The organism is Arthrobacter sp. UYEF20, from assembly GCF_040546335.1.
In the GTDB taxonomy this organism is placed as follows: Bacteria; Actinomycetota; Actinomycetes; order Actinomycetales; family Micrococcaceae; genus Arthrobacter.
Map to the genome: position 1 here is coordinate 1 of NZ_JBEPNP010000047.1, position 10,177 is coordinate 10,177.

The 10,177-nt window shown below is 66.2% G+C and carries 11 protein-coding genes and 3 pseudogenes; 6 read left to right on the plus strand and 8 right to left on the minus strand.

The genetic code is table 11. From position 1 onward, the window contains the following. Positions 1-231: pseudogene (locus ABIB26_RS23130) on the plus strand (hypothetical protein); the annotation flags it as partial. A gap of 181 nt (positions 232-412) precedes the next feature. Here ABIB26_RS23130 and ABIB26_RS23135 read toward each other — a convergent pair. After that, positions 413-760 carry a recombinase family protein gene (locus ABIB26_RS23135; protein WP_354248493.1) on the minus strand — a complete coding sequence of 116 codons (348 nt, stop codon included), beginning with the start codon at positions 758-760 and terminating at the stop codon, positions 413-415. Positions 761-982: 222 nt separating this feature from the next. On the opposite strand from ABIB26_RS23135, the gene ABIB26_RS23140 reads away from it, so the two are divergent. Continuing rightward, positions 983-2,005: a 3-oxoacyl-ACP synthase III gene (locus ABIB26_RS23140; RefSeq protein ID WP_354248495.1), complete on the plus strand. Its 1,023-nt coding sequence runs from the start codon at positions 983-985 to the stop codon at positions 2,003-2,005. Positions 2,006-2,430: 425 nt separating this feature from the next. Here the strand turns inward: ABIB26_RS23140 and ABIB26_RS23145 are convergent. The 6 genes and pseudogenes from ABIB26_RS23145 to ABIB26_RS23170 all read right to left on the minus strand — a co-directional run bounded on the left by ABIB26_RS23145 (position 2,431) and on the right by ABIB26_RS23170 (position 7,378). Continuing rightward, positions 2,431-2,852, minus strand: a pseudogene (locus ABIB26_RS23145) (arsenate-mycothiol transferase ArsC). Next, entirely contained in the window at positions 2,849-3,538 is a 690-nt protein-coding gene (locus ABIB26_RS23150) for an arsenate reductase ArsC (protein WP_354248496.1), read from the minus strand. The pseudogene ABIB26_RS23145 and the gene ABIB26_RS23150 overlap by 4 nt, the downstream one beginning before the upstream one ends. 42 nt (positions 3,539-3,580) lie before the next feature. Next, positions 3,581-4,957, minus strand: a complete 1,377-nt coding sequence (locus ABIB26_RS23155) for an FAD-dependent oxidoreductase (RefSeq protein ID WP_354248498.1) — start codon at positions 4,955-4,957, stop codon at positions 3,581-3,583. A 168-nt stretch (positions 4,958-5,125) separates the two neighbouring features. Further along, positions 5,126-6,104: pseudogene (gene trxB / locus ABIB26_RS23160) on the minus strand (thioredoxin-disulfide reductase). Between the two features lie 27 nt (positions 6,105-6,131). Beyond that, entirely contained in the window at positions 6,132-6,554 is a 423-nt protein-coding gene (locus tag ABIB26_RS23165; RefSeq protein WP_354248500.1) for an arsenate reductase ArsC, read from the minus strand. A gap of 125 nt (positions 6,555-6,679) precedes the next feature. Continuing rightward, complete coding sequence (locus tag ABIB26_RS23170) at positions 6,680-7,378, minus strand: arsenate reductase/protein-tyrosine-phosphatase family protein (protein ID WP_354248502.1); 699 nt, start codon at positions 7,376-7,378, stop codon at positions 6,680-6,682. Positions 7,379-7,423: 45 nt separating this feature from the next. Between ABIB26_RS23170 and ABIB26_RS23175 the strand changes: the two genes are divergently transcribed. The 4 genes from ABIB26_RS23175 to ABIB26_RS23190 all read left to right on the plus strand — a co-directional run bounded on the left by ABIB26_RS23175 (position 7,424) and on the right by ABIB26_RS23190 (position 9,841). Next, positions 7,424-8,164 carry an aquaporin gene (locus ABIB26_RS23175; RefSeq protein WP_354248504.1) on the plus strand — a complete coding sequence of 247 codons (741 nt, stop codon included), beginning with the start codon at positions 7,424-7,426 and terminating at the stop codon, positions 8,162-8,164. Positions 8,165-8,295: 131 nt separating this feature from the next. Next, entirely contained in the window at positions 8,296-8,646 is a 351-nt protein-coding gene (locus ABIB26_RS23180; protein WP_354248506.1) for an ArsR/SmtB family transcription factor, read from the plus strand. Positions 8,647-8,669: 23 nt separating this feature from the next. Next, on the plus strand, positions 8,670-9,155 hold the full coding sequence (locus ABIB26_RS23185) for a GNAT family N-acetyltransferase (protein ID WP_354248508.1): 486 nt from the start codon (positions 8,670-8,672) through the stop codon (positions 9,153-9,155). Positions 9,156-9,310: 155 nt separating this feature from the next. After that, positions 9,311-9,841 carry a DinB family protein gene (locus tag ABIB26_RS23190; RefSeq protein WP_354248510.1) on the plus strand — a complete coding sequence of 177 codons (531 nt, stop codon included), beginning with the start codon at positions 9,311-9,313 and terminating at the stop codon, positions 9,839-9,841. A gap of 116 nt (positions 9,842-9,957) precedes the next feature. Here the strand turns inward: ABIB26_RS23190 and ABIB26_RS23830 are convergent, their stop codons facing one another. Then, positions 9,958-10,113: a DUF8462 domain-containing protein gene (locus ABIB26_RS23830; RefSeq protein WP_502913735.1), complete on the minus strand. Its 156-nt coding sequence runs from the start codon at positions 10,111-10,113 to the stop codon at positions 9,958-9,960. Between the last annotated feature and the right edge of the window lie 64 nt (positions 10,114-10,177).

A 10,177-nucleotide genomic window follows, 5' to 3' on the forward strand; every position in this document is an offset into this window, starting at 1 on the left:
GGAGCCGCAGCGATGGCACTGCTGGCGATTACTGGGCAACACAATGTCCTGACCACGCTCAACAGTTTCCTTCGCCTTCCACTGCTCGAGGGGCAGCTGAGTATAAGCGGCATCATTGCGGCCATCGCGGTAGCCGCCACAGCCCTGATAGGCGCCGTGCTGGGCGGGCTCACCGGAGTTCACTACCACCGGAAAGTGGACCGTGCGGGCTTTACTCCGACGGAGGAGTAATACCAGCCCTAGAAGCGCACCCGGTTTCTCATCCGTCACCAGGGCCAGCGAGTTTGAGCAGTAGTTCCTGGCCCCCGCTCTGAGCCTGCCCCACCGGAGCGGCACTCCTCCCCTTCTCTCCACTACTTGGCCATGTCGTTGCCGGATTGCCAGATGTCTCTGCGCGTCGCCTATATGTCGCCTATATGAGGTAACGGTAGACCGTGGCGCGGGAGACTCCGAGCATCTTGCCGATATCGGAGGCGCTGACTCCTTTGCCTTTGAGTTCCTTGGCCCTGGCCGCGGCAGCGTCGTCCACTTTGCGGGGCCTTCCGCCGTGGCGGTTGTTGGCCGCGGCCACGGCGAGACCTGCCCGGGTGCGTTCGATCATCGTGTCGCGCTCCAGCTGCGCGAACGCGGCCATGATCGTCAGCATCGCGGTGCCCATGGGCCCGGTCGTGTCCAGTCCTTCGGTCAGGGAGCGGAAACCCGCTCCCTGTTCCCGGACAGTCTCGATGACATCGAGGACGTGCCGGGTGTTGCGTCCCAAACGATCCAGCTGGCCGGGTCGGAGAAGTTCCCCGTGGTTCCAGCCTCAGCCTTGCCGGCTCACCGTCGACCGCGGGTCGGGTTCTTTTCAGCGGGTTCACACAGGAAGTTGAGCGTAGCGCCGCAGAATATGGAGAAACCGCGCATAGTTAAGCTCTTGGGCTTGTGCTTGAAGGTGCAGTCAGCCGCCGGAGCGCAGGACGTACACGAACAGGGGCCTGAATTGGTAGGGAATGCAACATTCCGGCACAGCAACACCGCCTTGCTTTCGGTGAGCAGCGTCCAAGCTCCGACGATCGTCAGTTCCACGGATTTCGACCGCAGGCTGGCTTTGACGCTGCGGCGGCTGAAGATCCCGCCGAAGCTACTCGAACGGGTCGCCGGCATCACGCACCGGCGCTGGTGGGCCCCCGGGACATCTTTCGACGACGCCGCCATCGAGGCGGGTGCGAAGGCCCTGGCCGAGTCCGGCATCGAAGCGGCCGAGGTTGGCCTGCTGATCAACACCTCGGTCACCCGGCGCAACCTCGAACCGTCCGTCGCGGTGAAGATCCACCACGGACTCAGCCTGCCGTCCTCGGCCATGAACTTCGACCTCGCCAACGCCTGCCTCGGCTTCGTCAACGGCATCACCCTGGCGGCCAACATGATCGACTCCGGCCAGATCAAGTACGCGGTGATTGTCAACGGAGAGGATGCCCAAGCCACGCAGGAGGCCACCATAGCGCGGCTGCAGCGCCCCGAGACGACGCGCGAGGACTTCAACCGCGAGTTCGCCACACTCACCCTGGGTTCCGGAGCCGCTGCGGCGGTCCTGGGCCCGGCGGACCGGCACCCCGGGGCGCACCGGGTCCTCGGCGGCGTGATGCGCGCCGGCACCGAGCACCATGAACTGTGCGTGGGCGGCATCGACGGCATGGCCACCGACACCAAGGGCCTGCTCGACGGCGGCCTGCAGCTGGTGGTCGACGCCTGGCACGAGGCCCAGCCCGAGTGGAACTGGGCCTCGATGGACCGCTACGTCACGCACCAGGTGAGCAATGCCTATACCCAGGCCATCATCGACGCCATTGACCTGGACCCGGAGAAGGTGCCGATCACGTTCCCGCACTGGGGCAATGTGGGCCCGGCTTCCCTCCCCATGACCCTCGCGGCCGAAGCGCAGACCCTCGGGACCGGAGACCGTGTGCTGTGCATGGGCGTCGGATCCGGCCTGAACACCGCGATGGTGGAAATAGTTTGGTAGCCGCCGACTGGCCCGGCGTCGACCCCGGTAGCCGAGGTAGATCGCAGTGACAATGAAGAGTCCCAAAGCCAGGAAGAAGGATGGAGGGTCCCAAGGGCTCCGCCATACCAGGGCATCCAGAGCGAGCAGGACACTAATGACGGTTTGGCCTGCCCAGATGCACAACATAAATCGGAAGGAGCCGCGAGTCATCCGAGGCTCCGATCGTTTGCGCCCCTCACCGGCCTCCCTCATGTTGAGAGCGTACAACTGTTGGCTCAGTTTGCCCGGTGTGCCATTTTCCTTGGATAGCCGGTCCTCCCGCGGACGGCCTGCGATGAGAGCTGTCCAGTTTGGGAACCCTGTCCGGCCCACAATGGTCCTGAGGTCAGGCCGTGGTGGTGCGGCGCGACCAGTGTCCGGGATAACGCCGGGGCGGCCATGGCCTAGTTCCCGGTCAGCTCCGCATGAAGCATCTGGACCCGGGCCTTGATGTCGTCCCGGACCAGGCGCAAGCGTTCCATGCCTTCGATGCCGCGTTCGGAGGGCTCGTCCGTTCCCAGACTTCAAAGCGGGTGCCTTCGTGTGGCTCGACTTTCGCTTCGGTGCCCAAGACGATGACGACATCGACCGTGTCCAGGACCTCGTCGGTGACGGGCTTGGGGTGTTCGCCGGTGATGTCGATGCCGAGTTCGGTCAGCGACTCCACGGCCTGGGGATTCAGCGACTGACCGGGTTTGGTGCCGGCGGAGTGCACCGTGACCCTCCCATCGGCGAGCTGGTTCATCAGTCCGGCGGCGAGCTGGGATTTGCCGCCGTTCTTGCTGCAGACGAACAGGACACTGGGCGTTTTCGTGGTCTCGGTCATGCGTTTGATTCTTCCTTCTCTGAGCTGGGGTCATGGAGCAGTGATGCGGCCAATGCCTTGACCCGGTCGTGGATCGCGTCTCGGACGATCCGCACGGCCGCAACGGGCAGTCCGGCCGGGTCTGCCAGCTCCCAGTCCTCGTAGCGTTTGCCGGGGTAGATCGGGCAGGAGTCACCGCAGCCCATGGTGATCACCACGTCCGAGGCGCGCACGACGTCGTCAGTGAGGGGTTTGGGGTAGTCCCTGGTCAGGTCCAGTCCCATCTCGGCCATCGCCGCGACGACGGCGGGGTCCAGTTCGGCCGCCGGCAGGGAGCCGGCGGAGCGGACGTGGATCCGGCCCTTGGCCTCGACGGTGAGCAGGGCTGCGGCCATCTGGGATCGGCCGGCGTTCTGCACGCAGACAAACAGCACTTCGGGGACCTCGGAGGCGACGGCGCCCTTGGATTTGGCCAGCGCGGTGAGCCGGTCGTTGGCGAAGTGTTCGGTGGTGGCCGGAAGGTGGGTGGTGATCTTCGCGGTCCGGGCCAGGGCCGTGTACGTCTCAAAGACGTAGCGTTCGACTGTTTCGGCGGCGAAGACGCCGGCGAACTTGTCGGTGAGGCGGTTGCTGATGCGGTGCAGCAGCTCGGTATTCTCCTGCAGCCCGCGGCTGGATTCTTGCCGGTTTTCGTGGGATTCAGTCATCTCAGCGCTCCACAGGGGTGGTTCATGGCAGGGAAGTCCGGTTCAGTTGTTCTCGCCGGAGCGGCCGTGGGACAGTCCGGTGGGGAAGCCGACGAGCACCGGCTCCGGAGCGGCGCAGCACGAGGACTCGACGGGTGCTGTGGTTGCGGCGGGGGCTTCGCAGCTGGTGCCGGCGTCGGAGGAGCAGACGCTGGTTTCGGGGAGTTCGAGCTGGACGGTGTCCGCGGCCTCGCGGTCACCGGCCAGGGCGGCGGCCACGGAGCGGACCTGCTCGTAGCCGGTGGCGAGCAGGAAGGTCGGCGCCCGGCCGTAGGACTTCATGCCGACGATGTAGAAGTCCTGGTCCGGGTGCGCCAGCAATGCTGCGCCGTGCGGGGGGACGGTGCCGCAGGAGTGGAATTCAGGGTCGATCAGCGGGCCGAGTTCGGTGGGTGCTTCGACGGCCGGGTCCAGGTTCAGCCGGAGTTCACGCAGGATGTCCAGGTCCGGGCGGAACCCGGTGCAGGACACCACGATGTCGGCCTCGAGGGTCCGGCCGTCCACGGAACCGACGGTGACGTGCGAGGCGAGGGATTTCAGCGAGCTGATGCCGAAGCCGGTGTGCAGTTGGATGGTTCCTGCCTCGACGAGGCGGCGCAGGCGGGCGCCGAGTTGGCCGCGGGCGGGCAGTCCGTCGGCGTCGCCGCCGCCGTAGACCTTCGAGGCGGACTCGCCGCGGACCGCCCACAGGATCCGGGTGCCCGGTTCTTCCTTGGCCAGGTCGGCGAGGTTGATCAGGGTGTTGGCGGCGGAGTGGCCGGCGCCAACGACCAGGACAAGGCGGCCGGCGAACGCTGCCCGGTCACGGCCGGTCACGTCGGGCAGCGGGGCGGAGATCCGGTCCGCGGCGGTGTCTTCGCCGATGGCGGGAAGCCCGGAGGTGCCCAGCGGGTTGCGGGTGGACCAGGTGCCGGAGGCGTCAATGACCCCTGCCACGGTGTGGTCGCGGGTTTCGCCATCCTTATGCTCGACCCGGACGACGAACGGTGTGCTCTCGCGGTTGCGGGTGTGGGTCTTGTCCATACCGGCCCGGGTGACCGCGATAACCCTGGCACCGGTCTGCAACTGCGAGCTGATAGCAGGGAGAGCGGCCAGCGGGGTCAGGTACTGGTCGATGAGTTCCCCGCCGTAGGGCAGGGCCGTGGGCCGGGGCGATTCCCAGCCGGAGGCTTCGAGCAGGCGGACGGCGGCGGCATCGATGTTGAACCGCCACGGGGAGAACAGCCGGATGTGGCGCCACTGCTCGATCGCGGCGCCCGCGGAGGGGCCCGATTCGAAGATCAGCGGTTCAAGGCCGCGTTCGATCAGGTGGGCCGCGGCGGCCAGGCCCACGGGACCGGCGCCGATCACTGCAACGGGAAGGTTCTTCGCTGAATCCATGGTTTCCTCTGTTTCATCCGTAAGTGTGGCGGTTCTTTTGGGAGGCACCTGCCGGCCCCTGGTGGGGCCGGCAGGAGGTCGGGGGTTAGCAGAAGTCCTGATCGTCGTCGCAGCAACCGTGGCCGCAACATCCTGTCTTCATTCAGCTCACCCCCTCTCCGTTCGGGGTCAGGCGTGGGTGGGTTCTTCGACCAGGGCCGTGGCGATGCTGTCCGCGTCCTCTAACGCGGCGAGGTAGCGCTCGGCGTCCAGCGCGGCGGCGCAGCCGGTGCCGGCGGCGGAGATGGCCTGGCGGTAGCGGTGATCCACGGCGTCCCCGCACGCGAAGACGCCGGTGAGGTTGGTGACCGTGGTGGGCGCGTCGACCTTGATGTAGCCCTCGTTATCCAGCTCCACCTGGCCGGTCACGAGTTCGGTGCGCGGCACGTGGCCGATGGCGACGAAGATCCCGGTGGCGGCCTGTTCGCGGGTTTCTCCGGTGCGGGTGTCGGTCAGGGTCAACGCCGGTGACCTTGCCGTCGCCGTGGATCTTGGTGATGGCGGAGTTCCAGGCGAAGCTGATCTTGGGGTTGTCGTTGGCGCGCTGGGCCATGATGCGGGAGGCCCGCCGTTCGCCCTTGCGGACGACGACGGTCACGGACTTCCCGAAGCGGGTCAGGAACGTGGCCTCCTCCATGGCGGAGTCGCCGCCGCCGACCACGATGATGTCCTGTTCGCGGAAGAAGAAGCCGTCGCAGGTGGCGCACCAGGAGACGCCGTGGCCGCTGAACTTCTTCTCCTCGGGCAGGCCAAGTTCCTTGTAGGCGGAACCCGTGGCGAGGATGACCGCAGGGGCTTCATGGGTCTCGCCGGCGCCGGTGACGACGCGCTTGAGGTGTCCGGTCAGCGTGACTTCGGTGACGTCGTCGAAGACCACCTGGGCTCCGAACTTTTCGGCCTGCTGCTGCAGTCCGTCCATGAGCTCCGGTCCCTGGATGCCGCCGGGGAATCCGGGGAAGTTTTCCACCTCGGTGGTGTTCATCAGGGCACCGCCAGCGGTGACCGACCCGGCGAGGACCAGGGGTTTCAGCCCGGCCCGGGCTGCGTAGATGGCTGCGGTGTAGCCGGTGGGGCCGGACCCGATGATGATCAGCTGTTCGGTGCTCACGAAGATCTCCTGGTACTCGGAACTTGGTTACTTGGCGACGGGCGTGAGGGAGGCGATGAGTCCCTCGATGCGGGTCTTGATCTCGTCGCGGATCGGGCGGACGGAGTCCACGCCCTGCCCGGCCGGGTCCTCCAGGACCCAGTCCTCGTAACGCTTGCCGGGGAAGTACGGGCATTCATCGCCGCAGCCCATGGTGATCACGACGTCGGATTCCTTCACGTCCCCGGTCGTGAGGATCTTCGGGATTTCGGCGGACATATCGATGCCGAGTTCGGCCATGGCCTCGACGGCGGCCGGGTTGACCTTGTCCGCGGGCTGGGAACCGGCGGAGCGTACCTCGATCTGGCCCTCCCCGAGGGTGGTGAGGAACGCGGCGGCCATCTGGGAGCGGCCGGCGTTGTGGACGCAGACGAACAGGACGGAGGGCTTCTTGGCGGTTTCGGTGCTCACGGGTTACTCCTGGAATCAGTTAGGTGTGGATCGGTTTTGATGAGGTCGTCGTCCCGCACCACTTTTACTGACCAGACATTGATGTTTGCCGATGCATGCAGTATCGAACAATAGATCGATATTTGTCAATATGTGTGGGTTGCGGGTTTCAGGGCGGCGTGGAGGCGGGGTGCGAGGTCGCTGATGCGCCGGGCGATGTCAGTGAAGGCGCCATCGAAGGCGTCCTCGGTGTTCAGCCGGAGCGGATCCGGAACGGACCAGTGGATCCCTCCCAGGTTGGGGATTTCCTCGTGGGCGTTGTCGCACACGGTCACGACGAAGTCTTCATCGTGCGCCACCTCATCCAGCCGGCGCGGGGGAAGGTCCGCGAGAGCGACGCCGTGGCGGCGGGCGACATCCATGGCGCCCGGGGCGATGCGGTCGGCGGGGTGCGTACCCGCAGAGATCGAGGGGATTTCGCTGACCTGGCTCCAGAGTGCGACGGCCAGCTGGGACCGGGCGCTGTTCCGGGTGCAGACGAAAAGGATGCGGCGGGCTCCGTGTTCGCGGCCGGGAGCCAGCCCTTCCAACGCCCCTGCGGCGAGCCGGATGTAGCTGCGGCGCTTATCCGCCTCCGAACGGTGGCGGGTCGCCAGGCCCGCGCCTTCCAATGTGCGCAGATGGTGGGAAAGCAGGTTTGACGGCATCCCGAGTTCAGCCTGCAGCTCGGTGGGGGAAAGGTCTCCCAAGGTCAGCAGGTCCACGATGCGCAGCCGCGCAGGATCCGCGAGGGCCGCGTGCTTGGCGACCCGCGCCCGAAAGACTTCAACTGAGTCAGTGTTCATTGATTCAATTTTGACTGAGTAAATGTCTTGAGTCAAGCTGTTGGTATGACTTCTCAACAACCGCCGCTGTGGCGCCGTGCCGTCGCCGAACTGCTCGGCACCAGTTTGCTCGTGATGATCGTCGTCGGCTCCGGGATCGCCGCCCAGCAGCTCTCCCCCAACGACGTCGGCCTGCAGCTGCTCCAGAACAGCACCGCCACGGTGCTGGGTCTGACGGTCCTGATCCTCGTATTCGGTCCCGTCAGCGGCGCCCACTTCAACCCCGTGGTCTCGCTTGCGGACTTTGTACTGGGCCGGCGCAGCGGCGCCGGACTGACCCTGCCGGAACTTGGCACGTACATCGTTGCGCAGACAGTGGGTGCAGTCAGCGGCAGCGTCGTGGCGAACGCCATGTTTGAGGTGGGCACTTCCAGCTCCGCGAAGGACCGGGCAACCACCGGGCATCTCCTCGGCGAGGTCGTCGCCACCGCAGGCCTCGTCCTGCTGATCTTCGCCCTGGCCGCCACCAACCGGGGCGTCCTCGCCGCGCCGGCGGTGGGCGCTTACATCGGAGCCGCGTGCTGGTTCACTTCCTCGTCGTCGTTCGCGAACCCGGCCGTAACCGTCGGCCGCATCTTCAGTGACACCTTCGCGGGCATCGCCCCGGCGTCCGTTCCCGGCTTCGTGGTAGCGCAGCTGATCGGCGCGGCGGCAGGACTTGGACTCCTCCTCATCTTGTTCCCCTCCGCGGACCGCGCGGCGGACGACGTCGTTCTCCCGCATCATTCCAAGGCGACCAGCTCCTAGCCCTCGCCGGCACCTGGCGGACCGACCGCCTGCGGCTCCGCATGAACAGGGCCCGGCCCGGGGCCGCACCCACCCCCGGGGCACAGCAGCCCTTATATTGATGATTATCAATGTTGGGGCATAATGGGTACATGAACTTGCTGCCCATACTCGCCCCGGCCACGGATGAAGCCTGCTGCGCCTCGGCGGGTGCACCTGCCCTGGGCGCTGAGGAGGCGAAGCAGAAGGCCTTGGTCTTCAAGGCGCTGGCCGATCCGAACCGGCTGCGGCTGCTCTCCATCGTCAAGGCCGAAGCCTCCGGTGAATCCTGCGTCTGTGACCTGACCGAACCGCTGGATCTGGGCCAGCCCACGGTCTCCCACCACCTGAAAATCCTGGTGGATGCGGGTCTGTTGCACCGCGAAAAGCGTGGCACGTGGGCCTACTATTCGCTCGTCCCCGGCGCACTGGACGACGTCGCCCGCATCCTGGCGAATCTGTGACATCCACGGTGAAGCTGAGGACCATGGAGCCCTCCGACTGGCCGGCCGTCCATCGGATCTATGAGGAAGGCATCGCCAGCGGCCACGCCACCTTCGAGGCAGAGGCGCCCGACTGGGAGCGGTTCAACACCTCGAGATTGCCCCGCCACCGACTCGTCGCCGAAACCACAGACGGCAGGATCCGTGGCTGGGCCGCCGTCTCCCCCGTCTCCGCCCGTCCCGTCTACTCGGGCGTGATCGAACACTCCGTCTACATCGCAGCCGTGGCACGCGGGCAAGGCCTGGGCACAGCGCTGCTGCGGGCCTTGGCAGACTCCACAGAGGCTGACGGGATCTGGACGATCCAGGCCAGCGTCTTCCCCGAAAACGAAGCCAGCCTCAAACTCCACCTCGCCAACGGCTACGTCGTCATCGGCCGCAGACGCCGCATCGCCCGCATGACCCACGGACCGCTCACCGGGCAGTGGCGCGACACCATCCTGATCGAACGCCGCTCCCCCGCCATCTGAACGGCGAACGGCCCGGCTCCCGGCCACAGGAAAGAGCAATTGCTGTCATTGCCCTTATCACCGTCAGCCGGTCCGTCACGGGCATAATGAAGCCAGGCACAACGCATGCGGACCCGCCCGGTGCCGGCCGCGGGCCTTAGACGGAGGGGCGCGACGTGGAGCCGACCACAGCAGACATCCTGGCCGAATACAGCCGCGCGCGCGCCGACCTCAACACCTGGCTGGAGCGCGCAACCGCCACTGACCTTCGCCGCAGGAGTAACGGCACACTGTGGACCAACGAAGAACTGCTCTTCCATATGGTTTTCGGCTACATGATCGTCCGCGCCCTGCTTCCGCTCGTCCACATCATCAGCCGGCTCCCCAAACCCGCCGGTAAGGCCTTCGCCGCCGTCCTGAACGCGGGCACACGCCCGTTCGACGTCATCAATTACTGGGGATCCCGCGGCGCAGCCCTCGTCTACAACAAGCAACGAATGGGCCGGAAGCTCGATAAAACCATCACCGCCATCAGCCGCCGGCTGGAACGCGAGAGCCCCACGTCGCTGTCACGGTCGATGCCGTTTCCGGACCGGTGGGATCCGTTCTTCGCGTCGTCAATGACCCTCAACGACGTCTACGCCTACCCCACCCTTCACTTCGACTTCCACGCCCGGCAGCTAAGTCTCAGCCATCCGCTCCGATAGGTGAGCCAAACTCAAGGAGCGATGGGCGTTCCCAACCCTGGGACCGCCGGGCCCAGCAGTTCTCCGGGGCGTGCGCGGTCAGCCCCCAGCGAACCGGATACAGCCGTCCTGTGTGGCTACTCCTCGAACTGGCGGCTGATGAAGCCTGACATGCCGGGAACGGTGAAGCGGACGGCACCATGGTCGGGGGCGTAGATAAGGCCTTTAGAGATGAGGCTGGAGCGGGCGACGGTCAGCTGGCTCGACGCCATGGCAGCCGACTCCCCCATCATCGGCTACGCCCTGACCCAGACCGGCGGCCAGCTCGAAAAGCTCGGCGACGTGTACGACTCCGCC

What these genes read in the sequence shown, in the direction of transcription:
- ABIB26_RS23150 (WP_354248496.1), bottom strand. Translation starts at nt 3,538, where the DNA reads ATGACTGAATCCCACGAAAACCGGCAAGAATCCAGCCGCGGGCTGCAG.
- ABIB26_RS23155 (WP_354248498.1), bottom strand. Translation starts at nt 4,957, where the DNA reads ATGGATTCAGCGAAGAACCTTCCCGTTGCAGTGATCGGCGCCGGTCCC.
- ABIB26_RS23170 (WP_354248502.1), bottom strand. Translation starts at nt 7,378, where the DNA reads ATGAACACTGACTCAGTTGAAGTCTTTCGGGCGCGGGTCGCCAAGCAC.
- ABIB26_RS23175 (WP_354248504.1), top strand. Translation starts at nt 7,424, where the DNA reads ATGACTTCTCAACAACCGCCGCTGTGGCGCCGTGCCGTCGCCGAACTG.
- ABIB26_RS23180 (WP_354248506.1), top strand. Translation starts at nt 8,296, where the DNA reads ATGAACTTGCTGCCCATACTCGCCCCGGCCACGGATGAAGCCTGCTGC.
- ABIB26_RS23185 (WP_354248508.1), top strand. Translation starts at nt 8,670, where the DNA reads ATGGAGCCCTCCGACTGGCCGGCCGTCCATCGGATCTATGAGGAAGGC.
- ABIB26_RS23830 (WP_502913735.1), bottom strand. Translation starts at nt 10,113, where the DNA reads ATGATGGGGGAGTCGGCTGCCATGGCGTCGAGCCAGCTGACCGTCGCC.